We start from the raw sequence: 23,162 nt of genomic DNA on the forward strand, positions 1-23,162 counted from the left end.
CCTCTCCTCTCTCGACTGTCCGCAACCCTTGCCCGGACCCTCGCCGCCGGCCACCTTTGCCCGCAGGATAGCGTCGTGTAGACTGCGCCCAATCCTGAAATCCGGCATCACGCCAGCCCCGCGCCCCGTGCGCCCGCCAGAGGACCCGGCATGAAGATCACCGTGAACATCGATTGCACGCCGGAGGAGGCCCGGACCTTCCTGGGGCTGCCGGACGTCAAGCCGATGCAGGATGTCCTGATGAAACAACTCGAGGACCGGATGAGCGCGAACATCCAGGCCATGGACCCGGAGAATCTGATGAAGACCTGGCTGCCCATGGGACTTCAGAACCTGGAGCAGATGCAGAAATTCATGTGGAACCAGATGACCACCGCCATGGGTGGCAGCAATGCCAAGGACCAGAAGAAGTGAGTGAGACAGACGTGAAGGACCCGGCCCCCTATTTCCAGACCCATGTGTTCTGCTGCACGAACGAGCGGGAGGAGGGTCATCCCCGCGGAAGCTGCAAGCTGCGGGGGCGGAGCCGCTGCGCGACTACATGAAGAAGCGGGCCACGGCCTTGGGCCTGAATGTGGGCATGCGTGTCAACGCCGCGGCTGCCTGGACCGCTGCGAGCTGGGGCCGGTGATGGTGATCTATCCGGAAGGCGTCTGGTACAGCTATAGCTCCAGGCAGGATGTGGACGAAATCCTGGAGACGCATGTGAAGGGCGGCGGCCGTGTGGAGCGGCTGATGCTCCAGCCAGCGGACAAGAAGCCGGGGGATCGGGAGGGGCGTTCGTAGGTCGGATCGAGCGGAGCGCTGATCCGACACGGTAATGAAGACCGGGGACGGTGTGTCGGATCATCGCCCTGTCGGGCTCGATCCGACTTACGGTTCCATGTTCCACGTGAAACACAGATCATGAGCACGGACACCATCTTCGCTCTGGCATCCGCCCAGGGCCGCGCCGGGGTGCAGGTGGTGCGCATCTCCGGGCCGGAGGCGGGCGCGGCTTTGGAGCGGCTGACCGGCCGGCCTCCGCCCCCGCCGCGCCAAGCCGCCCTTGCCGCCCTGCGCGATCCCGCCACTGGCGAAATCTTCGACAAGGCCCTGGTGCTCCGCTTCGCCGCCCCGGCCAGCTTCACCGGCGAGGATGTGGTGGAGTTGCACCTGCATGGCGGGCGGGCGGTGCTCACGGCGTCGACAGACACCCTGTCCGCGCTCGGCCTCAGGGTGGCGGAACCGGGGGAGTTCAGCCGGCGGGCCTTTGAGAACGGCAAGCTGGATTTGACGGAGGCCGAGGCCATCGCCGATCTGGTGAATGCCGAAACGGCGGCGCAACGGCGTCAGGCGCTGCGGCAGATGGATGGCGCGCTCGGCCGCCTGTACGACGATTGGCGCCTGCGCCTGACCCGCGCCCTGGCCCATATGGAAGCCGATATCGACTTCCCGGATGAGGATCTGCCGGACGGCATCGCCCCCGCCGTGCGGCCCGTGCTGACCGCCCTGCTGGCGGAGCTGCGCGCCCATCTGGCGGACGACCACAGGGGGGAGCGGCTGCGCGACGGCATCTCCATCGCCATCCTGGGGGCGCCCAATGCCGGCAAGTCCAGCCTGCTGAACGCCATCGCCCGGCGCGACGTCGCCATCGTCAGCGCCCAGGCCGGCACCACCCGCGACGTGATCGAGGTGGCCCTGGACCTCGGCGGCTATCCTGTCCTTCTGGCCGATACCGCCGGCCTGCGCGAGGCGGCGGATGTGGTGGAGACAGAGGGCATCCGGCGTGCGCTTGCCCGCGCGAAGAATGCCGACCTGAAGCTGCTGGTCTTCGACGCCACCGTTCCGCCCGATGCGGCCACGCTGGAACTGGCGGATGACGACGCCCTGATCGTCCTGAACAAGGCAGAGCTGGCATCCCAGCCCCCATCGCCCCTGCCCGGCCGCCCCGCCCTTCCCGTTTCCGCCGCCACGGGTTCCGGTCTTCCCGAACTGCTGGCGGCATTGGGGGCGGAGGTGGCGAAGCGCTACGCCCCGACCGGCGCCCCCGCCCTGACCCGCGCCCGCCACCGCAAGGCGTTGGAGGAGTGCCGGGACCATCTGGACCGGGCGCTCACCGCCGGTCTTCCCGAGCTGGCTGCCGAGGATGTCCGCTTGGCCGTCCGCGCCCTGGGCCGCATCACCGGGCGGGTGGATGTGGAGGATTTGCTGGACGTGATCTTCCGGGATTTCTGCATCGGCAAGTGATGCGTAGGTCGCAAGAAGGCGAAGCCGTATTGCGACGATCCGCGCTCTATCGTCGGGCTTTCCGACATTTTGAAGGATGAAAAGGATACCGGTTCCGCCGGCTGGAAGATGAATATGATCGACCTCCCCCGGGGCGGCAGGGTGCCGACCTCGGCCAATGGCTGGCGGCTTCGCCCAAGCGCCGCAGGCAATCAGCCCCATGAGGTCCTCGCCCCTGTGGACAACCCCTGCCACCCCATTATTTCCATCCTGCAGCCGGCGCAGCCGGCATCCTTTCCATCCTCCAAAAACCCCAGCTCATCCCGCCCCGTACAGCCCCGCAAGCAATCCACCCCCGCGCCCTCCGCCCTGGACGTTCCCATGTGGAACCCCTACATTCCGCGCCATGCAGCAGTACGACGTGATCGTGGTGGGCGGTGGCCATGCGGGATGCGAGGCCGCCGCCGCGGCAGCGCGCCTGGGAGCCCGGACCGCGCTGGTGACCCACAAGATCGAAACCATCGGTGAGATGTCCTGCAACCCGGCCATCGGCGGCCTGGGCAAGGGGCATCTCGTGCGTGAGATCGACGCGCTGGACGGCGTCATGGGCCGGGTCACGGACCAGGGCGGCATCCAGTTCCGCGTGCTGAACCGGTCCAAGGGCCCCGCCGTCCGCGGCCCCCGCGCCCAGGCCGACCGCAAGCTCTACCGCCAGGCCATGCAGGCCGCACTGCGCGCCCAGCCGAACCTGGAGCTGGTGGCCGCGGCCGTGGAGGATCTGATTATCGATCCCGCCGGCCATTGCGCCGGCGTCATTACGGCGGAGGGGGAGGAAATCCGCGCCGGGGCCGTGGTGCTGACCACCGGCACCTTCCTGCGCGGCCTGATCCATATCGGGGAGGAGAAGATCCCCGCCGGCCGCGTGGGCGAGGCGCCGGCCATGGGCCTGTCCGCCACGCTGGACCGCTACGGCTTCCCGCTGGGCCGGCTGAAGACCGGCACGCCGCCGCGGCTGGACGGGCGCACCATCGACTGGGCCGGGCTGGAGATGCAGCCCGGCGACGACCCGCCGCCGCCCTTCTCCACCCTGACCAGCCGGATCACGACGCCGCAGGTCCAGTGCGCCATCACCTATACCAGTGCCGCGGTGCATGAGGCGATCCGCGCCAACCTGCATCGCGCCCCGATCTATTCCGGCCAGATCGAAGGCACCGGCCCGCGCTACTGCCCCTCCATCGAGGACAAGGTGGTGCGCTTCGCCGACAAGGACCGGCACCAGATATTCCTGGAGCCGGAGGGGCTGGACGATGACACCGTTTATCCCAACGGCATCTCCACCAGCCTGCCGAAGGATGTGCAGGCCGAAATCCTGCGCAATATTCCGGGGCTGGAGCATGCCGTCATGCTGCGGCCCGGCTATGCCATCGAATACGACTATGTCGACCCGCGGGAGTTGACGGCCAGCCTGGAGACCAAGCGCCTGCCGCGCCTGTTCCTGGCCGGCCAGATCAATGGCACGACCGGCTATGAGGAGGCGGCGGCGCAGGGGCTGATGGCCGGCATCAATGCGGCGCTCGCCGTCGGCGGTTCCGCGCCCATGGTGCTGGACCGGAGCCAGGCCTATATCGGCGTGTTGATCGACGACCTGATCACCCGCGGCACGACGGAGCCCTACCGCATGTTCACCAGCCGGGCGGAATACCGGCTGGTGCTGCGCGCCGACAATGCCGACCAGCGGCTGACCGATCTCGGCCTTGCCGTGGGCGTGGTGGGCTCGCAGCGGCGGAATCACTGGCAGGCCAAGTCGGCGGCGCTGACCTCCGCCCGTGAGCTTGCCACCCGGCTGGCCGCGACGCCGAACGAGCTGGAGCGGCACGGCATCCATGTGAACAAGGACGGCGTCCGCCGCACGGCGCTGGACCTGCTGCGCTACCCGGACATCGACCTCGCCCGGCTTTCCGCCGTGTGGCCGGAGCTGGCGGCCCTGCCCGCCGACATCGCCGAACAGGTGGAGATCGACGGGAAATATGCCGGCTATCTGGAGCGGCAGGAGGCCGATATCCGCGCCTTCCGCCGGGATGAGGATCTGGCCCTGCCCGCCGATCTGGACCCGGACGCCATCCCCTCCCTCTCCGCCGAAATCCGGCAGAAGCTGCGGCAGGTCCGCCCGGCGACGCTGGGGGCGGCAGGCCGCATCCCCGGCATGACCCCGGCCGCCCTGACCTCCCTGCTGCGCCATGTGAAGCGCAAGCCGGCGGCGGCCTGACCCCATGGCCTGGATCTATCTGACCATCGCCGGCCTGCTGGAGGTCGTGTGGGCCATCGGGCTGAGATACACGGAAGGCTTCAGCCGTCCGCTGCCCAGCCTGTTCACCCTGGCGGCCATGGGCGGCAGCTTCTGGCTGCTGTCCATCGCGCTGAAGACGCTGCCCATCGGCACGGCTTACGGGGTATGGGTGGGGATCGGCGCCGTGGGCACGGCCATTGCCGGCGTGCTGATCCTGGGCGAGCCGGCGAGCTGGGCCAAGTTCCTGTGCATCCTGCTGATCGTGGCGGGGATCGCAGGGCTGAAGCTTACGTCCCCGTCGTAGGTGGGTGATGTCCGGTGCGGGTGGCTTCACCCTGGCCGCCTTTGGCAACGACAGGCTTGGGATGGGGGCTGGAGATGAGCCGTCCGCGGGTTTGCTCTCCACTGCGTTGCCCTTCGACAAGCTCAGGGCGAGGTTGGGAGAAGGCGTGAGGTGGAGCCTTCGCTTCATCCTCTTGCACCGCCTTCACCTTTCAACTTTGCAACAGCATCTCCCTCCATCCTCGTCCTGAGTTTGTCGAAGGACAAAGGCCACACGGGCGGTGCTTGCGCCGGTCACCCTTCGACAGGCTCAGGGTGAGGAATGGAGGGGGCGGGTGGAGTGATTGCCCCGGCCATCTCCCCTCGTCCTGAGCTTGTCGAAGGACATTTTGCACCGCTCCCCGCCCCAAGCCCTCCCCAAACCCTCCCCAAACCATCCTCGTCCTGAGCCCGTCGAAGGACAACTGGCACCACCCCACCCCAAAACCTTCCCAAAGCCCCACTCCTCGTCCTGAGCTTGTCGAAGGACAAATCATCCCCTCACCACCCCCGCCCTTGATCCGCCTCCCGCCCCCGCGTAAAACCCCGCCATGACCCCAGCCGATTTCCAATCCCTGTTCGGTGTTCCACGTGAAACACTGGATCGCCTCGCCACCTACGAGGCCCTGCTGCGGAAATGGAATCCCACCATCAACCTGGTCTCCCGGACCACCCTGGCCGATGCCTGGGCGCGGCACTTCGCCGATTCGGCGCAGCTCTTCGCCCTGGTGCCGCCGGTCACGCACACGCTGGTCGATCTCGGCTCCGGGGCCGGATTTCCGGGGCTGGTGCTGGCGATCCTGGGCGTGCCGGAGGTGCATCTGGTCGAATCGGATCAGCGCAAGGGCGCCTTCCTGCGGGAGGTGGCGAGGGCCACCGGCGCGCCGGTAACCGTCCATACCGCCCGGATCGAGGCGGCGAAAGTGCCCTCGGCGGATGTGGTCAGCGCGCGAGCGTTGGCCGACTTGTCGGACCTGCTGCCCATGGCTGTGCGAATCCTGAAACCCGGCGGAATTTGCCTGTTTCCGAAGGGGAAAACAGCCGCCGATGAATTGACCCGGGCGGGCGATTCCTGGACAATGAGGGTCGAGCGGTTCCCCAGTCGAACCGACCCGGCCGCGACCCTGCTCCGCCTCAGCGATATCTCCAGAAGGGACTGATCCCAGTGCCCGACTCTACTGTTCCCGCCCCCCTGTCAAAGGCGCGCGTGATCGCGCTGGCCAACCAGAAGGGCGGCGTGGGAAAGACCACGACCACCATCAATCTCGGCACCGCACTCGCCGCCTGCGGCAAGCGGGTGCTGATCATCGACAACGATCCCCAGGGTAACGCCTCCACCGGCCTCGGCATCTCCCACGGCCAGCGGGATGTCGGCACCTATGAGCTGCTGTTCGGCGATGCCGGGCTGGAGGAGGTGTCGATCAAGACCGATGTGCCGAACCTGGATGTGGTCACGGCCTCCGTCGACCTCTCCGGTGCCGAGGTGGAGCTGGTGGGCGTCGGCCGGCGCGAGTACCGGCTGAAGGACGCCTTCGCCCGCTCCCGCATCGCGTACGACTACATCCTGATCGACTGCCCGCCGGCACTCGGCCTGCTGACGCTGAACGCGCTGGCGGCGGCGGATGCCGTGATGGTCCCGCTCCAGTGCGAGTTCTACGCGCTGGAGGGCTTGTCGCATCTGGTCCGCACAATCGAGCGGGTGAAGCGCGCCTTCAACCCGCAGCTCGATATCGGCGGTGTCGTGCTGACCATGTATGACCGCCGCAACAACCTCTCCGACATGGTGGCGGCGGATGTCCGCGGCTTCTTCGGGGAGAAGGTATATGAGACCATGATTCCCCGGAATGTGCGCGTCTCGGAAGCGCCCAGCCATGGGAAGCCGGTGCTGATCTATGACCACAAATCCGCCGGCGCCCAGGCCTATATCCAGTTGGCGGGCGAAGTGCTGAAGCGGGAAAAGAAACGGCAGTTGGCCTATGGATGAGAACAACAAGAAGCGCATGGGCCTGGGCCGTGGCTTGTCGGCCCTGTTCGGGGAAGCCAACGGGGGGGAGGAGGAGGCGCAGGTCGACCGTGTCCGCCTGAACCGCCTTGTCCCCACCGACCATATCCATCCCGGCAAATATCAGCCGCGCCGGAAGTTCAACGAGGATGAGCTGGCTTTCCTCGTCGAATCGGTGAAGGAGCGTGGGGTTCTGCAGCCTTTGCTGGTGCGCAAGGACCCGGACTCCCCGCCCGGCACCACCTCCTACGAGATCATCGCCGGTGAGCGGCGCTGGCGCGCGGCCCAGCTCGCGGGGCTGGCCGAGGTGCCGGTGCTGGTCCGGTCGCTGACGGACCGGGAAGCGCTGGAAATCGCGCTGATCGAGAATATCCAGCGCCAGGACCTGACCCCGCTGGAGGAGGCGGAGGGGTTCCGCCGCCTGATGGACGAGTTCCAGCACACGCAGGAGGACCTCGCCCGCTCGGTCGGCAAGAGCCGCAGCCATGTCGCCAACATGCTGCGCCTGCTCGCCCTGCCCGACCCGGTGAAGCAGATGGTGCAGGACGGTCTCCTCACCATGGGCCATGCCCGCGCTCTGCTGACCGCACCCGACCCGGTGGCGCTGGCGCAGGAGGTTGTCCGCCAAGGGCTGAACGTCCGCCAGACGGAACTGCTGGTGAAGCAGGCGGCGGAAGCCAAGCCGGATGCCAAGCCGGCGAAGGTGAAAGCGCCCGACACCGTGGCGTTGGAGAAAGAAGTCTCCACCGCCCTGGGCGTCAAGGTCACCCTGGCCTCCCGCGGGCCGAAAGGCACCCTGCAGATCCATTACAAGAGCCTGGACCAGTTGGACGGGGTGCTGAACCTCATCCTGCGGCGGTAGGCGGCCCCGTAGGTCGGTCACGCGCAGCGTGGCCGACGCTGTTCGAACACCACCCCGCCTTGACCTCGCCCTAGCCGCCTTCGGCGTCTGCCTTCGGCAACGACAAGCTCAGGGTGAGGTCAAGACCGTCTGCTCCTTGCAGGTGGTCGTCGCAATCGGCATGCTTGCCGAACAACTCCCCCGGCCCTCTCCCTCCTCACCCTGAGCCTGTCGAGGGGTGGAAGGCCGCCCCCACCAGGACCCGCCCCATGCCGCACACCACGCCGTCCCCCTTCCCCTGGCCGCAGGACAATACGGGGGCCGAGGCGGCGGCGTTCTTCAACGCCTATTCGGCAGCCTTCGCGGCCTATGACGCGGCGCGCGTGGCGGAGCTGTTCGATCTGCCGTTGACGGTGCTCACGGCGGAGCGGCCGGTCGCCTATGGCAGCCGGGAGCAGGTGGCCCCTTATGTGCAGGGTCTGCTGGACACCTATCGCGGGATCGGTCTCGCCTGGCCGGTGCCGGCGGCCGTGTGGGCCTGGCCCTGCGGCGGCGATCTCGCGCGGGTGGAGGTGCTCTGGCTGCTGCGCAATGCGGAGCAGGCAGAGATCATGCGGTTCTCCACCAGCTATCTCCTCCGCCGGGCCGCACCGGGGCCGGATGGCTGGAAGCTCTCCGTCGTCGTCTCCTATGAGGAACCGGTGAAGCTTCCGGCCGCCAAGCCGGCCTGATCCCGGCATGTCCGCGCTCCACAGGCTCGAAGTCCTGCCCGGCGATCTCGCCGTCTGCCGGCTTCCCGCGGACGCCCCGCTGCCCGCCTGGGGGACGGTCCCGGCTTCGTCTCGATCACCCGCACGGCCGATGAGCTGTCCGTGATCTGCGCCGCGGCGCGTGTGCCCGCCGGGGTGCGGCAGGACGGGCCGTGGCGGGCGCTGAAGGTGGCGGGGCCGTTCGATTTCGGCACCACCGGCGTGATCGCCGCCCTCGCAAGGCCCCTGGCGGAGGCCGGGATCAGCCTGCTTCCCGTCGCTACCTTCGATACCGACTATCTGCTGGTGAAGGCGGGCGCGCTGGACGATAGCCTGATCGCTCTTCAGAGCTATGGGCACAGTGTACAACTCCCGGCAGGCTAAGCTATCGTACATCTCGTCTATACATTTCATCTCGCCTGCGGCAGGATTCTCTCTTGAAGGTATTCAGGTGGGGAACAGGAAATGTCGATTTTCAAACCGCCGACGGAAGATGACATAAAGTCGATCATTGCAGCCTATGAGGAGGAGCCGAAGGACCCGCCGCCACACACTTATGAACTGGCTTTGGTGCTGGGCGGGACGGTGTCCGCCGGGTGCTATACCGCTGGCGTGCTGGATTTCCTTCTGGAAGCCTTGGACGAATGGACGATCCGCCGCCAGGAGCAGGAGAGGGCTGGGGGACCGCCGACGGTTCCGACCCATGACCTGAAGATCAAGGTTGTGGCAGGTACGTCGGGCGGAGGCGTATGCGGGACCATTTTCGCCCGCTGCCTGCCTTTCCAGTTCCCGCATGTCGCAAAGAGCACTTCCCAGGACGATTGCAGGAAAAATCCATTCTATGCGACCTGGGTGGAAAGCCTCGACATTATCGGGCTGACCGGAACAGAGGACATCAAGAAGAGCAAGGGGCTGCGAAGTGTTCTGGACCCCACCCCATTGGAAAATGCTGCCGATGCGCTGCTGAATCTCACGCTGGATCGCCTCGACCCTTCCACGCTGGACCGTAGCAATTTTGTGCAGGACCCGCTGGAATTGATCATGACCTTGGCCAATCTCCGCGGCATGGCCTACCGGCTGGGCTTTACGGAGAGTGGGACAACGGTTCAGACAGTCGACCAGTATGCGACGGCCCACGGGGATTTTGTCCGCTTTTCCATCCCTGTGACCGACCCCGCATCACAGCCGGGCCGCCCACGGAAGACGGCATTCGACGCGTTTTCGATCAGCAGCAATGAGGAGGTCCCCGACACCGGGCCCGATGGCCTGGTCGCCAAGAATTGGAGTTGCGTCAGGGCTTTCGCCCTTGGCACCAGCGCCTTCCCGCTCGGCTTTCCTGCCCGTGAACTGGAACGGCCGCTGATCCACTACATCTACCGCCCGGATGTAGTTCCCGGGGACGATGGCAAGCTGCAGGTGAGGCTGAATCTTCCGGTTTGGGAGATGTTGAAGCCTTCCGAGGATGGAGAAATCCCTGCAGATTACAAATTCATCGTGGTCGATGGCGGTACGCTGAATGTCAAACCGGTCGAGCTGGCGAGGACGGCGCTTGCCGGCCTTACTGGCCGCAATCCCCGTGATGCGAAAGCAGCGAACCGGGGCGTCATGCTGATCGACCCATTCTCCGATGCCCCGGATCTTCGCACCACGCCCGACGACGCCGATACGGCCCTGCTGAATATTCTGGGGCGACTGCCTACGGCTTTCATCGACCAGTCCCGCTATGCCACCTCCGACCTGATGTTGGCCTTGGACGACGATGTCTACAGCCGCTTCATCATCACGCCGCAACGTGACGGGCTGGCGGGACACAAGGCAATCGCGAGTGCTGGCCTGTCGGCATTCTGCGGTTTCCTGTCCAAGGACTATCGCCGGCACGATTATCTTCTAGGTCGGAAGAACTGCCAGGAATATCTGAAGACGCACTTTGTTCTTGATCGTGAGAACGGAGTCTTCAAGGAGCAGGAAGTCTCCGCTCTCGCTGGCGAAGATGCAGCCTGGAAGATGCATCCTGATGGAAAGCTTCCCATCATCCCCCTCTACGGCCGTGCGACCGAGGTCCAGGAAACCGAAGACTGGCCTTTCCGCAAGGTCAATCTGGTGGATGTGCGCGAGCGCCTGTCAGCCCGGCTGAAGAAGGTAACGGACGCCCAGACCGATGAGTTGGACCTGGGCTTCTTCTTGAACCTGATCGTCGACATTGTCGGCGAGCAGCTGGTTGCCGATAAACTCACCGATAGCATCATGGAAGCTGCGGTCAAAAATCTGGTGGAGTGGCGCCTGATCGCAGAAGGGGATTATAAGCTGCCAACCTTCCAGCGCAGACGTAGAGGCAGAAAGCCCGGGGATCGGGCCGGGGTCTGACCAGCTGGCCGGGCGTTACCGGCCAGACACCAGCGCCGGCCCCGATGGCCGCGCGGCGTGGCCGGCACCGCGCAGCAGGTCGTGCTTGATCACCGCCACCTCCTCCACCCAGCCGGCCGCGGCGGCGCAGGCCGGCGCTTCGTCTCCGCCATGGCAGACCGCGGGCTCCTCCCCTCCGCCAGGATCAACTGGTGGCCGGGAAAGGGGCGGATGGTCAGGCCGGGCGGGGTGGCCGTGTAATCCATGATGCTGGGCGTCTCCAGCCCCAGCAGCTCCAGGATCAGGCCGGGGATGCGGTAGATCGGAAGATCGCCCACCGGCACGGCCCCGTTCTGGCCGTCGATGATGATCAGCGGCGTGGCGCTGACCGTCCGCACCATCTCCGGCGTGAAGCTGCCGCGATCCTCGTGCAGCAGCCCGGCCTGCGTGTATCCGTCGAAATTGAAGCCCAGGAAGGGCAGATGGTCGCCGAAGATGACGATCAGCCCGTCCGGATCGCGGGCGCGCAGCCGCGCCAGCATCTCCATCAGCTCCGCCGCCTTATAATGGGCCGTGTCGGCGTAGGGCTGGACCAGCCAGACCTGGCCGTCGCTGCCGATCACCGGCGGCCGGGCGGCGTTCAGCGGATATCCCAGATGGCCGAAGAAGGTCAGGATGTAGTTGAAGGTGGGCGTGCCGGTCTCCATCAGCGGCTCCAGCTTGTCCAGGACCTGCGTGTACAGGCTGGCATCCGACAGGAAGCCGTCATTCATGTCGTCCAGAACGAAGTCCCGGTCGGACCAGTAGGTGCCGAAGCCGACCCGGCGATAGGCGTTGATGCGGTTCCAGAAGGCCGCCGTGTTGGGGTGGCTGGCCACCGTCTCATAGCCGGCATCGGCCAGCAGCCGGGGCAGGCAGGGCACGTCGCGGCGCAGCCGCGTTTCGAACACCACGCCCTCGTTCATCACCGGCAGCCCGCAGAGCGCCTCGAACTCGGCATTGGCGGTATGGCCGCCGAAGACGGGCGACAAGGCGCGGGAGTTCCCCGCCGCGTCCCACAGCGCCCGGAACTCCGGCGGGAAGGGATCGGCGGTCAGCCCATGGCCGGGGGTCAGCAGCCCGGCGTCCCAGAAACTCTCCATCACGATCATGTGGACATTGCGCCGCGACACGCGCTGCACATCCACGGCCTGGATCACCCCGGCCGGGGCCTCGCGGGACGGCCGCCGGGCCAGCAGCGCCTCCGCCGCCCGGGCCACCTCCGCCGGGCCGGGCGGGGGGCCCGATGCGGCGAACCGGCGGGCGGTTTCCTGCACCAGATGGATGGCCGGCCCGCGGCGCTCCAGGTTCCCGCGCGGGTTCCAGTCCACATGGCCGTACAGCCCGTCAAGGGCCGCCGTGACCGGTCCGGGGGTCAGTGTGACCAGCCCGGCGATGCCGGCCAGCCCTGCGATGGCGGCCCGGCTGCGCTTGCGGCTCGGATCGATATTGCCGACCGTCAGCAGCGCCAGCAGTCCCAGCAGCGCAACCAGCCCCAGGAAGGCCGGCCCCTCCGCGATGCGCAGCAGCGCCGGAAGGCTGGCCAGATCGTCGGGCATCAGCGGCCCGCCATAGAAGGCGGTCTTCACCGCATGGCCCAGATGCAGCGTACCCACGAGCAGGAGCTGAAGCACCAGATTCGCCCACAGCCGGCGTGAGGCCGTGTAGATCAGGGCGGAAACGCCGAGGTGGAAACCCAGGTCCAGGGGCACGGCGGCGGGATCGATATGCAGCCCGAAGACCCGCCCGGCAACGAGCTGGCAGCCGCCATACAGCATCGCCGTCGCAGCCAGGGCGATGCCCAGCCCACAGGCCCAATTGCCCCTGTATGTCCGCATCGACCGGAATCCCACCCGCAGGCCCAATTCCGGCGGGTCTGCCGGCAGGCGTCAGTACTAACGCCCCAGTTCATAAATCCATCACCGAAATGTCATCAAGCGGCATCGGCGCCTGATCCGGCCCGCGGCTCAGCCCCGGCGCTTGGCCAGTTGCGCCAGTTGGAAGAAGGCGCGGGCGCAGACGGTTTCGTCCGGGATATGGGTGCGCTTCACCTCCGCCTCCGCCTCCAGCAGGCGTTGCAGCGCCTGTTGCAGGGTGGGCAGGTTCCAGCGGCGGAGCTGGGCGGTGACCTGGGCCTCGATCTTGAAGAAGACCGGGGGGCGCAGGGCCTTTACCGCCTGCTGCGGCGTCTTGCCATGGGCCAGCATGGCCACGCCCTGGTGAAGCCGTTGGAAATGCCGCTGGGCGGAGCGGAGCAGGGCCACCGGGCTCGTCCCCTCCCCGAACAGCCGCTGCAGGGACCGGTCCACCGCGGCCAGATCGCCATCGGCGGCGGCCAGGGCCGGCTCGTCCATCTCCAGGCTGGCGCTGTCGCCGATCACGGCGCGCACATCGGCCAGGGCGACGCGCTTCTGGCCGATCATGTAGATGGCCAGCTTGTCGATCTCGTTGCGGGCCAGCCCGCGGTCACCAACCAGATTGCCGGCCAGCCAGTCGCGGGCATCCTGGTCGATCTGAAGCCCGTGATCTCCCAGCATACGGGCGATGGTGCCGGCCAGGGCCTGCTCATCCTCCACATAGCAGGCGACGGCGCCGGCCAGATCGTTGTCCTCGCACAAGCTGCGCAGCTTGGAGGATTTGCCCAAATCCCCCGCTTCCAGCACCAGCAGGCTGTCGCCGGGCGGCGGGGATTTCAGCAGGGTGGTCAGGGCCGGGGCCAGCCCGTCGTCGGCATCGCGGATGCGCACCAGCCGCCGCCCGCCGGTCAGCGCCATGGACGCCATCTCGTCGAACAGGCGGGCCGGATCGGATGCCGCCTGGTCGCTCTTCATCTCCGCCACCCGGAACGGGTCGGACAGGTCGTCCAGCACCGACCGGGCCGCCACCGCCCCCCGCTCCCGCACCAGCCCCGTATCCGGCCCGTAGACCAGCACCACGCGGATGTCCGGCGGCGGGCGGCGGAGGAAGCCATCGACGTTGCGCGGCTGGACTTTCATGGATGCAGGGGCCGATCTTGATGGGATGACGAGGATAGCGCGCCCTGCGTAGGTCGGTCACGCACAGCGTGGCCGACGTTCCCGGCCCCGGTGTCGGCCACGCTGTGCGTGACCGACCTACTCTTCGGATGCCGGATCGCGGGTGAAGAACAGGGCGATGCGGGTGCGGATGTCCTCCGCCAGCTCGGTCAGGCCCCGCTCATAGGCGTCCTGCTCCGCCACCAGCGTGGCATACTGCGCTTCCAGCAGATTGTAGCTGACCACGGCGCGGCTGAAGCTGCGATACACGGTCTGGCCCGTGGTCCCGTCCACCAACTCGTAATCAGCGACCAGCCGTATGCGGGCGCGGGTGGCGGTGGCGTCGCGGCGGATGCCCAGATCCTCCTCCGTCGCCGCCAGCCGGATCAGCAGCCGGTGGCTGGGGCTGGCGGGGCGGCCGTCGGCATAGAAGCGGTCGATCAGCAGGTTGCGCAGCACCTGCCCGTTGCGCTCCCCGATCGGCTCGATCGCCACCTGCCCCAGCTCGGCGCCTGAGACCGCGGCGGCGGAATAGCTGCCATAGACCGGGCGGAAGCCGCAGCCCGACAGGGCTGGGCCCAGCAGGGCCAGCGCCGCCAGGGCGGCTATGGAGGATTGCCGCCGCACCTCAGCCCACCACCACATTGACGATGCGGTTGGGCACGACCACCACCTTGCGCACGGTCTTGCCCTCCATCGCCTTCTGCACGCCCTCCTCGGCCAGCGCCGCCGCCTGTGCGGCATCGTTGGCGGCGTCGCGGGGAAGCTGGATGGTGGCGCGCAGCTTGCCGTTGACCTGCACGGCCACGGTCACGCTCTCATCCACCACCAGGGACTGGTCGGCCTTGGGCCAGGGGCGGTCCACCAGCAGGTCGTCATGGCCAAGCTGCGCCCACAGCTCCTGCGCCAGATGCGGCATCACCGGCTGGACGAGCTGGGCCAGAATCTCCAGCGCCTCGCGCGCGGCCCAGGCCTCATCCGGCCCGGCGCCGGACTTGGCCACACCGGTGAAGGCATCGCCCAGGGCGTTGGTGAAGGTGCGGACCTTAGCGACGGCGCTGTTGAAGCGGAAGCCCTCGATATCCTCCCCCACCCCGGCCGCGGCCTTGTGGGCGGCGCGGCGGATGGCGGTGGCGGCCTCCCCGAAGCTGTCCGGCCGGGCAGCACCGGCGGCGGCCAGATCGAAGCCCGGCTCCGTCACCAGCCGCCAGAGACGGTTGATGTAGCGCCAGGCCCCGTCGATGCCGGCGGTGGTCCATTCCAGGTCGCGCTCCGCCGGGCTGTCCGACATCATGAACAGGCGGGCCGCATCGGCGCCGTAGGTCTCGATGATGTTCTGCGGATCGACGACGTTCTTCTTGGATTTGGACATCTTGATCACGGGGCCGACCGTGACCGGCGCGCCGTCATCCACCCTCACCGCCTGCCCGTCGCGCGTCTCCACGTCGGTCGGGAACAGCCACTTGCCGGCGGCGTCCTGATATGTGGCGTGCGTCACCATGCCCTGGGTGAACAGGCCGGCGAAGGGCTCCGGCTGGGTGCCGTAGCCGCAATGGGCCAGCGCCCGCGTCCAGAAGCGGGCATAGAGCAGGTGCAGAACCGCATGCTCGATGCCGCCGATATACTGGTCCACCGGCAGCCAGTAGCCGGCCTTGCCCGGCTCGAACGCCGTGCCCTCGTTCCGCGGGTCGGCGAAGCGCAGGAAGTACCAGCTCGACTCGATGAAGGTGTCGAAGGTGTCCGTCTCCCGCTCCGCATCCGCGCCGCAGCCGGGGCACTCGACATGCTTCCAGCTCGGATGGCGGGCCAGCGGGTTGCCGGGCTGGTCGAAGGTCACATCCTCCGGCAGCGTGACCGGAAGCTGATCCTCCGGCACCGGCACCACGCCGCAGGCGGGGCAGTGGATCACCGGGATCGGGCAGCCCCAGTAGCGCTGGCGGCTGACGCCCCAGTCGCGCAGGCGGAACATGGTCGTGCCCTGCCCGCGGCCCATCTCCTCGATCTTCGCGATCGCGGCGCTCTTCGCCTCCTCCACGGACATGCCGTCCAGGAAGCTGGAATTCTGGATGGTGCCGGGACCGGTATAGGCCTCGTCGCCCACCTGGAAAACGGCCGGGTCCTCGCCGGCCGGCACCACCACGGGCTTCACCGGCAGATCGTACTTGCGGGCGAAATCCAGGTCGCGCTGGTCATGCGCCGGGCAGCCGAAGATGGCGCCGGTGCCGTATTCCATCAGCACGAAGTTCGCGACATGCACGGGCAGCATCCAGCCCGGCACGAAGGGATGCTCCGCCCTGATGCCGGTGTCGAAGCCCCGCTTCTCCGCCTGCTCCAGCGCGGCCTCGCTGGTGCCCATGCGGTTGCATTCGGCGATGAACTCGGCCAAGGCCGGGTTCTGCTCCGCCACCTTGGCGGCCAGCGGGTGGTTGGGGCTGATGGCGACGAAGCTTGCCCCGTACAGCGTGTCCGGACGGGTGGTGAAGACCTCCAGATCCTCCGCCGCGGCACCCAGCGGGCCGCCCTCCAGCCGGAAGAAGAAGCGCAGGCCCTGGCTCTTGCCGATCCAGTTCTCCTGCATGATGCGGACCTTGTCCGGCCAGCGCTCCAGCCCCTTCAGGGCCTCCAGCAGCTCGTCCGCGAACTCGGTGATCTTCAGGAACCACTGGGACAGCTTGCGCTTCTCGACCAGGGCGCCGGTGCGCCAGCCGCGGCCGTCCACCACCTGCTCGTTCGCCAGCACGGTGTTGTCCACCGGGTCCCAATTGACCCAGCTCTCCTTCCGGTAGGCCAGCCCGGCCTTCAGGAAATCCAGGAACATCTTCTGCTCATGCCGGTAATATTCCGGCCGGCAGGTGGCGATCTCCCGGCTCCAGTCGATGGCGAGACCCATCGTCTTGAGCTGGCCGCGCATGGCGGCGATGTTCTCGTAGGTCCATTTGCCGGGGTGGACGCCCCGTTCCAGCGCCGCATTCTCCGCCGGCAGGCCGAAGGCGTCCCAGCCCATCGGGTGCAGGACGTTGAAGCCCTGGGCCCGCTTGTAGCGGGCGATCACGTCGCCGATGGTGTAGTTGCGGACGTGCCCCATGTGGATGCGCCCCGACGGATAGGGAAACATCTCCAGCACATAGTATTTGGGCCGGCTCTGGTCCGGCTCGACCTCGAAGCAGCGGCGCTCTTCCCAGACCGACTGCCACTTCTTCTCGGTCTCAGCAACGTTGTAGCGGGACATCGTCCCCTCTCTTCTCGGAATCTCTGGTGTGCCGGTGTCGCGCCGGGCGGGGCGACACCCCCAGGGTCTGGAAGAACGAAGGGGGGTCGGCGCCCGCCGGGGCGGTGCTCAGTTCGGGGCGGAGGCGACGCGTAGCTGACGGGCCCGCGTCAGGATCGAATTCTCAAGCTGGGTCGCCGTCTCCGCCGCCACCGGCGCGTCGCGCCAGTTGCCCTGGGGGTCCAGCGCCTGCCGGAACACGGTGGCGCGGACGCCATCGGCACGCAGGGCCGCGTCCAGGATCAGCAGGTTCACCTTGAACCGCTCATTCGGGGTGGAGGGCGGGCTGTACCAGTCGGTCAGGATCGTGCCGCCATAGGGATCGGCCTGCAGGATCGGCAGGAAGTTCAACGTGTCCAGGCTGGCGCGCCACAGATAGGCGTTCACCCCGACGCGCGCACCCGGCACGGCGGCGGCCGTCATGCCCGCCGCATCGCTGGTGTTCATGCGGGTTGCGGCCAGATCGGGAACCTGCTCCTCCTCCGGCGTCAGCCAGCTTTCCAGGGTCGAGCAACCGGCCAGGCCGAGCACCAGTGTGCCCAGCAGGAGAGTGCGGCCGAACGGGGAAACGCGACGCGACATGTGCAAACCACCCGGGGATATCAGGAAGCCACACCTTAGAGCAAAAAAGCCGCCGCGAGGCAAGGCGGCGGATTCGGGGGGCTGGTCTGGTGCGGGGAAGGGAGGACCGTTGACAGCGTCGACGGTCCTGCAAACAGCCGCCCCTCAGAACCGCAACGTCCCCGACACCTGCACCGCGACGCCCTTGTCGTTGTTGGCCGGGCCCACGGGTTCGTTCGCATAGCGGACGAGATCCAGCCCCAGCGTGGCTTCCGGCCGCACCCGCCAGGACAGGCCCAACCCATAGGCCTCGTAGTCGGATATGGCATCGGCCTCCTGGGTCTGCCACCAGACGGTCAGGCCATAGGGGCCGTTCTCATAGTTCCCTTGCAGGGTCAGGCCGTTGACATCGGTTCCGCCGCCGCCGGGCAGCCCGACCTCGTCGTCGAACCAGACCGCCCCGGCGCTGAACCCGCCATAGAGAAGCAGGCCGGCCAGGCTGAGATGGCGGGTATCGTCCACGCCCGGCGCACCGCCTTCACCCAACCCGTAGCCAGCCGCCAGCTCATAGCTGACGGCCGCCGCGTCGCCGCGGTAGTTCAGGCCGAATTCCCAGAAATCATCCTCCGCCGGGACGAAGGACGGGTCCTTCAGATCCTCCACCAGACTGTCCCGCTCCGGCGCATAGGAGAGGCCGGCGCGCAGCCCGAACAGGCGCGGGGTCTCGTACAGGATTTTGGTGGCATCGTCGCTGTTGCGGCCCAGATGGTCGGCGAATGGCTCGGCCCCGGCGCCTCCGGTCCAGTAGCCGTCGAACTGACCGCCGCCGATCAGGGGCATCAGGTCGATGGCCCGCTTGGCCGCCCCGTCCTCATCCCCGATGCGGAGCCCGCCCCAGGCGCTGGTCAGGTAGATGTAGCCCTCGTTCAGGGTGACCTTCTCGTTGGTGCCGGGCCGGTTCAGGCTGCGCTCATAATCGCCGGAGCCGATGGTGCCCACCAGCCCGTAGCGCATGCCGCTGTCCGTGGTGACCTCCATCTCGCCCGTCAGGCCGTAACCGGCATAGGCGCTCCAGCGGTCGCCGCCGGGGGCGGGGCTGGTGGCGTAGACGCCGGCGGCCTGGCCGATGCCGGAGAAAAGGAACTCGGGCTCGGCGGCCAGCACCGGCAGCGGCGCTCCGGCAAGGGCGAGGGCGACGAGGGGCAGCGTGCGGCGGAACGTCATGGGCGGGTCCGGTCTCTGGCCTGTGGGGTCCGGTGGTGGTCCGGCGGATGGGCGTGAACCTGCCTGTCGATTTGGGCAGGCCGGTGGCAGGCGGCGGGGGCGGGGCTTGCATTCGGCGCCCGCCCGCTGGAAATTCGCCACGGCCGGGCCAAATGTCCAGCCCCAGCATCGTCCTCCCTACCCGATCGGCCCGCCATGCCCAGAGCCACCAAGCCGCCCCCCGCCCCCGTGCATCCCACCGACGACATCGCCGCCAATCTGGCCGCGGTGCGCAAGGTGATCGCCGACGCGGCCCAAGCCGCCGACCGCGACCCGCGGGCGGTGAAGCTGGTGGCGGTCTCCAAGGTCCAGCCGATGGAGAAACTCCGTGCCGCACTTGCCGCCGGCCAGCGCGTGTTCGGGGAAAACCGGGTGCAGGAGGCGAAGTCCAAGTTCCCGGACCTGCGCCGGGACTATCCGGACATCGAGCTGCACCTGATCGGGCCGCTCCAGACCAACAAGGTCAAGGATGCGGTGGCGCTGTTCGACGTGATCCAGACGGTGGACCGGCCCAAGCTGGCCCAGGCGCTGGCGGCCGAATGCCGCAAGCAGAACCGCTGGCCGAAATTCTATGTGGAGGTCAATACGGGGGAGGAGCCGCAGAAGGCCGGCATCGCCCCGTCGGAGGTCGGCGCGTTCCTGGCCGCCTGCAAGGCGGATTACGGGCTCCAGGTCGCCGGGCTGATGTGCATCCCCCCGGCGGAGGAGGAACCCTCCATGCATTTCGCCCTGCTGGCCGATCTGGCAAAACGCCACTTCGTTCCGGGCCTCAGCATGGGGATGAGCAGCGATTTCGACGTGGCGGTGCGGCTGGGCGCCACCATGGTCCGCGTCGGCACCGGCATCTTCGGGGAACGGGCGGTGCGCGATCCATCTGCGGATGAGGGCTGAAAACCGCTTCCATTCCGGCGCGCGATCCCCTAGATAGGGGCCCATTCCAGGCACGGCCGGAACCTGAAAAACAGGGCTTGAAGCCTCACCGCTTCCTCTGTATGGTCCCGGCCCTGTTCCAGCGGAGGGGTGGCCGAGTGGTTGAAGGCGCTCGCCTGGAAAGCGGGTATACGGCAAAACCGTATCGTGAGTTCGAATCTCATCCCCTCCGCCACTTTCCTTTCAGCCATCGATGATGTGACGCGCCCCGGCCGGGCTGCGGACCGTTGCTGCCCGTTCCGATAGGCGGAAGCGGCTGCCGTCACGCAGGGCCGACAGCGGCTCCGACGGCATCTTCCTGGTCGGCTTCCGGGGGGCGGGTTGCCAGCGCCTTCAGGAACACTACCGCCAGCGCCCCGCCCACGGTGAGCATGGACAACAGGAACAGCGCCACCTGCGCCAGGGTCGCCGGGCCGAAGGCGGGCAGCAGGTTCCAGACCCCTTCCAGCAACTGGCCGACCAGGATGCACAGGGCGGCCAGCCGGACCAGCCTGGTGCGCGGCCATAGCGGCACCAGCAGCGCGCCGGCGACCCCCGCCGCCATCAGCAGCGCCACCACCCAGCGGAGCGAGGGCCAGACCCCACCGTCCCGGTCCAGGTACCAGGAGGCCATGGCGGGCACGTTGCCGCTCCAGATCACCATCCATTCCATATAGGCGAAGAAGGCCCAGATCAGGACGCCCCCGATCATCAGCCCGCGCACCACGGCCGGCGGCTCCGGATCGTCGGTCAGCAGGTCGTCGGCGAAAACGGCGAAGCCCAGGGCCGCCGCCACCTGATGCGCCGCCATCATCCAGCCATAGCCGGAGGAGGCGAATTCCGGATTCAGCGTCATGCACCAGTCCAGCCCGGCGAAAGAGATGGTGGCGGCGTACAGCATGGCCGCCGCCACCGCCGTGCCGGTGCGCCGGTCGCCCGGCGCCACCACCCTGTCCTCCCGGATCAGCAGCATGGCGCAGCCCAGCCAGACGGCGAAGTACAGCACGGCGCGCAGGCCGAACCAGGTGCTGTCCAGCCAGACCTCCTGCAACGCCCCGGTCGGCCGGAACTCCGGCGCCGTCCAGGGATATATGGCGCCAGGAAACAGCGCGATGGGCAGGAAGGCCACGGCCAGGGGCCACAGCCCGTAGCAGCCGGCCTCCAGCACCCGGGCCAGGAACACGTCGCGCCGCAGCAGGTGGTTGGTTATCAGCAGGGCCAGGCAGCCCACCGGCACCGCCCCCAGGGTCAGCACCGCGACGAACCAGGCGCGCAGCACCGGCTGCCCGCCCATCAGGAACACGCAGACCGCCAGGACCAGCGCGCCCAGCATGGTGGCCCCGCCGATCCATGTCATCCAGCGCGTCGCCGTCATGCCGGCAGCTCCCTTACCCAGACCGCCCCGGCCCGCTTCAGCGCCGCCGCCGCACGATCCGGCGCGAAACGGGGATCGCTGCCGTCGATGCTGATGAAAAAGCCGTCATCGGTGGCATCGCGGAACCGGCCGTCACTGAAGGCCGGATGGCTCAGCCGCGGCAGGCCGCTCATCAGCAGGAATGTGCCGACCGCCCCGATCACCGCTGCCAGGGTGCCGAACTGCAGCGCGGGCAGGCTGAAGGCCGTCCAGGCCAGAACCGCCCGGCCGCCGATATTCAGCGGATAATCCAGATTGGCATAGACCTGCACCGCCAGCGCCGCCGCGGCTCCCCCCAGCCCGGCCAGGGCCGCGGCCACAGCGATGGGCCACGCCCGCACCTGTATCACCTCCCCCAGCTCCTCGATGGGATAGGGGCTGTGGGTGTCGAAGCCTGTATAGCCGTCCTGGCGCAGGGCCTTGGCCCCCTGGATCAGGGCCTGGTCGTCGGCGAAGCGGGCCAATACCAGACGGTTCGTGGCGGAAGGGCTCATCCCGTCCTCCGCTCATCGGCCAGCACCTGCTTCACCTCGAAGATGGAGATCGGCGGGGCCATGCGCAGGAACAGCAGCAATATGGCGATGAACAGCCCGCCGCTTCCGGCCAGCAGGCCCCATTCCGACAAGGTCGGGCTATAGGGCCGCCACACGGCCGGGAAGTGGCCGCCGGTCAGGGAGCTGACCAGCAGCATGTAATGGATGGCGTAGATGGATGCCGCGATCGACAGGCCGATAGCCAGCAGCGCCGATGGCGACCGCCGCACCGCCCGGAACCAGAGAAGCTGCGCCGCCCCGATGGACCCGATCCAGCCAACCCAGGTGACCAGCGCGTGCTGGCCGACATAGCGGTCCCGCAGCACCAGCAACTCCGCCCGATCGCTCTTGTAGAACAGCGTCCAGATCTCGGCCAACTGGCAGTAGATGTAGGCCAGCGACACGGCCAGAATCAGCCGGGCCAGCAGGTCCAGATGGTCCACCGTCAGCACGTTGCCCAGCCCCAGCCCGCGGCGCAGCAGCACGGCCAGGGCCGCGATCAGGCCAAAGCCGGCAAAGGTGCCGCCCAGCATGAACAAAGTGGGGAAGATGGTGGAATGCCAGCCCGGCACCGGCCCGCCGGCCAGCAGCAGCGCCGCCCCGGCATGGATCGTCACCACGAAGGGCAGGCTGATGGCGGCGATGGTGCGGTAGGCCCGGTGCCACAGCGTCCAGTGCCGGCCCGATCCGCGCCAGCCCAGGGCCAGCACGCCATAGACCCGCGCCCAGAACCGCCGCCGCGCCTGATCGCGCAGGGCGGCCAGATCGGGGATCAGCCCGACATACCAGAACAGTCCGACCACCCCCAGATAGCAGAAGATGGCATAGGCGTCCCAGGCCAGCGGGCTGCGGAACTGGGGCCACAGGCCAAGGTCCTGGAACTCCAGCGGGAACACCCAATAGGCCAGCCAGGGCCGCCCCAGATGCAGGATCGGGAACAGCCCCGCCACCAGGGCGCTGAACAAAGTGATGGATTCCGCCAGCCGGTTCAGCGAATTGCGCCAATTATGCCGCAGCAGCAGCAACAGGGAGGAGATCACCGCCCCCGCATTGCCGAGCCCGATCCACCACAGATAGCTGGCGATGTCGAAGCCCCAGACGGTGGCCTGGTCCAGCCCCCAGATGCCCGGCCCCTGCACGAACAGCACCCAGACCGACAGAAGCAGCACGCCCACCAGCAGCAGCCCCGTCAACAGCGCCGGACGCTCCGGCCGGGAGGCGGGGGGCTGCAGCGCGATGTCCGACAACTGCTCGGTCAGGTCGCCATGGTTCTGATCCGGGGGAAGGATCCGATCGGTGGGCATCCGGCCGTTTCCATAGGGGTTCGGGTCGGACCGGGCGGAACCCGGCGGGCGCGGATGGCCCATTGCGGAACAACCCGCCGGATGCCGGTCTTGTTGCATGGGGATG

General features: G+C 67.8%; 22 protein-coding genes and 1 tRNA gene. 14 read left to right on the plus strand and 9 right to left on the minus strand.

Annotated elements, in window-relative coordinates; genetic code table 11:
• The first annotated feature begins 150 nt into the window (after positions 1 to 150).
• The 12 genes from DOL89_RS14615 to DOL89_RS14670 all read left to right on the plus strand — a co-directional run bounded on the left by DOL89_RS14615 (position 151) and on the right by DOL89_RS14670 (position 10,772).
• Complete coding sequence (locus tag DOL89_RS14615; RefSeq protein WP_119679809.1) at positions 151 to 414, plus strand: DUF6489 family protein; 264 nt, start codon at positions 151 to 153, stop codon at positions 412 to 414.
• Entirely contained in the window at positions 411 to 545 is a 135-nt protein-coding gene (locus tag DOL89_RS26030; protein ID WP_404813469.1) for a hypothetical protein, read from the plus strand. Before DOL89_RS14615 ends, DOL89_RS26030 begins: the two co-directional genes overlap by 4 nt.
• Positions 546 to 630: 85 nt before the next feature.
• On the plus strand, positions 631 to 786 hold the full coding sequence (locus tag DOL89_RS26035) for a hypothetical protein (RefSeq protein ID WP_404813470.1): 156 nt from the start codon (positions 631 to 633) through the stop codon (positions 784 to 786).
• Between the two features lie 120 nt (positions 787 to 906).
• Positions 907 to 2,229, plus strand: a complete 1,323-nt coding sequence (gene mnmE / locus DOL89_RS14625; protein WP_119679810.1) for a tRNA uridine-5-carboxymethylaminomethyl(34) synthesis GTPase MnmE — start codon at positions 907 to 909, stop codon at positions 2,227 to 2,229.
• 385 nt (positions 2,230 to 2,614) lie between these two features.
• On the plus strand, positions 2,615 to 4,474 hold the full coding sequence (mnmG, locus tag DOL89_RS14630) for a tRNA uridine-5-carboxymethylaminomethyl(34) synthesis enzyme MnmG (protein ID WP_119679811.1): 1,860 nt from the start codon (positions 2,615 to 2,617) through the stop codon (positions 4,472 to 4,474).
• A 4-nt stretch (positions 4,475 to 4,478) separates the two neighbouring features.
• Positions 4,479 to 4,799 carry a quaternary ammonium compound efflux SMR transporter SugE gene (gene sugE / locus DOL89_RS14635; protein WP_119679812.1) on the plus strand — a complete coding sequence of 107 codons (321 nt, stop codon included), beginning with the start codon at positions 4,479 to 4,481 and terminating at the stop codon, positions 4,797 to 4,799.
• A 568-nt stretch (positions 4,800 to 5,367) separates the two neighbouring features.
• Positions 5,368 to 5,976 carry a 16S rRNA (guanine(527)-N(7))-methyltransferase RsmG gene (gene rsmG, locus DOL89_RS14645; protein ID WP_119679814.1) on the plus strand — a complete coding sequence of 203 codons (609 nt, stop codon included), beginning with the start codon at positions 5,368 to 5,370 and terminating at the stop codon, positions 5,974 to 5,976.
• 5 nt (positions 5,977 to 5,981) lie between these two features.
• The gene (locus tag DOL89_RS14650; protein ID WP_119679815.1) at positions 5,982 to 6,800 is read left to right on the plus strand and encodes a ParA family protein; all 819 of its coding nucleotides are present in this window, start codon (positions 5,982 to 5,984) and stop codon (positions 6,798 to 6,800) included.
• Entirely contained in the window at positions 6,793 to 7,680 is an 888-nt protein-coding gene (locus DOL89_RS14655; RefSeq protein WP_119679816.1) for a ParB/RepB/Spo0J family partition protein, read from the plus strand. The genes DOL89_RS14650 and DOL89_RS14655 overlap by 8 nt, the downstream gene beginning before the upstream one ends.
• A 248-nt stretch (positions 7,681 to 7,928) precedes the next feature.
• On the plus strand, positions 7,929 to 8,390 hold the full coding sequence (locus tag DOL89_RS14660; RefSeq protein ID WP_119679817.1) for a hypothetical protein: 462 nt from the start codon (positions 7,929 to 7,931) through the stop codon (positions 8,388 to 8,390).
• A gap of 141 nt (positions 8,391 to 8,531) precedes the next feature.
• Entirely contained in the window at positions 8,532 to 8,792 is a 261-nt protein-coding gene (locus tag DOL89_RS14665; protein ID WP_225889813.1) for an ACT domain-containing protein, read from the plus strand.
• Between the two features lie 81 nt (positions 8,793 to 8,873).
• Entirely contained in the window at positions 8,874 to 10,772 is a 1,899-nt protein-coding gene (locus tag DOL89_RS14670) for a hypothetical protein (RefSeq protein WP_119679818.1), read from the plus strand.
• 89 nt (positions 10,773 to 10,861) lie between these two features.
• On the opposite strand, the gene DOL89_RS14675 is transcribed toward DOL89_RS14670, so the two are convergent.
• The 6 genes from DOL89_RS14675 to DOL89_RS14700 form a co-directional block, all read right to left on the minus strand.
• Entirely contained in the window at positions 10,862 to 12,628 is a 1,767-nt protein-coding gene (locus DOL89_RS14675) for an LTA synthase family protein (protein WP_119679819.1), read from the minus strand.
• Positions 12,629 to 12,757: 129 nt separating this feature from the next.
• Positions 12,758 to 13,786, minus strand: coding sequence for a DNA polymerase III subunit delta (gene holA, locus DOL89_RS14680; RefSeq protein WP_119679820.1), 1,029 nt, complete (start codon positions 13,784 to 13,786; stop codon positions 12,758 to 12,760).
• Positions 13,787 to 13,903: 117 nt separating this feature from the next.
• Positions 13,904 to 14,431: an LPS assembly lipoprotein LptE gene (gene lptE / locus DOL89_RS14685; RefSeq protein WP_225889814.1), complete on the minus strand. Its 528-nt coding sequence runs from the start codon at positions 14,429 to 14,431 to the stop codon at positions 13,904 to 13,906.
• A gap of 1 nt (position 14,432) precedes the next feature.
• Positions 14,433 to 17,054, minus strand: a complete 2,622-nt coding sequence (leuS, locus tag DOL89_RS14690) for a leucine--tRNA ligase (RefSeq protein ID WP_205574704.1) — start codon at positions 17,052 to 17,054, stop codon at positions 14,433 to 14,435.
• A gap of 87 nt (positions 17,055 to 17,141) precedes the next feature.
• Positions 17,142 to 17,654, minus strand: coding sequence for a DUF3576 domain-containing protein (locus tag DOL89_RS14695; protein ID WP_162937537.1), 513 nt, complete (start codon positions 17,652 to 17,654; stop codon positions 17,142 to 17,144).
• A gap of 144 nt (positions 17,655 to 17,798) precedes the next feature.
• On the minus strand, positions 17,799 to 18,857 hold the full coding sequence (locus DOL89_RS14700; RefSeq protein WP_119679823.1) for a porin: 1,059 nt from the start codon (positions 18,855 to 18,857) through the stop codon (positions 17,799 to 17,801).
• Between the two features lie 195 nt (positions 18,858 to 19,052).
• Here DOL89_RS14700 and DOL89_RS14705 point away from each other — a divergent pair, with 195 nt between their 5' ends.
• Positions 19,053 to 19,787, plus strand: coding sequence for a YggS family pyridoxal phosphate-dependent enzyme (locus DOL89_RS14705; RefSeq protein ID WP_119679824.1), 735 nt, complete (start codon positions 19,053 to 19,055; stop codon positions 19,785 to 19,787).
• Positions 19,788 to 19,910: 123 nt separating this feature from the next.
• Positions 19,911 to 20,001, plus strand: a tRNA-Ser gene (locus tag DOL89_RS14710).
• Between the two features lie 87 nt (positions 20,002 to 20,088).
• Here the strand turns inward: DOL89_RS14710 and DOL89_RS14715 are convergent.
• The 3 genes from DOL89_RS14715 to nrfD are packed head-to-tail and all read right to left on the minus strand — an operon-like array spanning position 20,089 to position 23,056.
• Positions 20,089 to 21,180: a hypothetical protein gene (locus DOL89_RS14715; RefSeq protein WP_119679825.1), complete on the minus strand. Its 1,092-nt coding sequence runs from the start codon at positions 21,178 to 21,180 to the stop codon at positions 20,089 to 20,091.
• Positions 21,177 to 21,713, minus strand: a complete 537-nt coding sequence (locus tag DOL89_RS14720; RefSeq protein WP_119679826.1) for a DUF3341 domain-containing protein — start codon at positions 21,711 to 21,713, stop codon at positions 21,177 to 21,179. Before DOL89_RS14720 ends, DOL89_RS14715 begins: the two co-directional genes overlap by 4 nt.
• Positions 21,710 to 23,056 (minus strand): NrfD/PsrC family molybdoenzyme membrane anchor subunit, encoded by a 1,347-nt coding sequence (gene nrfD / locus DOL89_RS14725; protein WP_162937538.1) that lies wholly within the window; start codon positions 23,054 to 23,056, stop codon positions 21,710 to 21,712. Before nrfD ends, DOL89_RS14720 begins: the two co-directional genes overlap by 4 nt.
• Positions 23,057 to 23,162 lie beyond the last annotated feature (106 nt).

This window comes from Indioceanicola profundi (genome assembly GCF_003568845.1).
GTDB classification, from domain to species: Bacteria; Pseudomonadota; Alphaproteobacteria; order Azospirillales; family Azospirillaceae; genus Indioceanicola; species Indioceanicola profundi.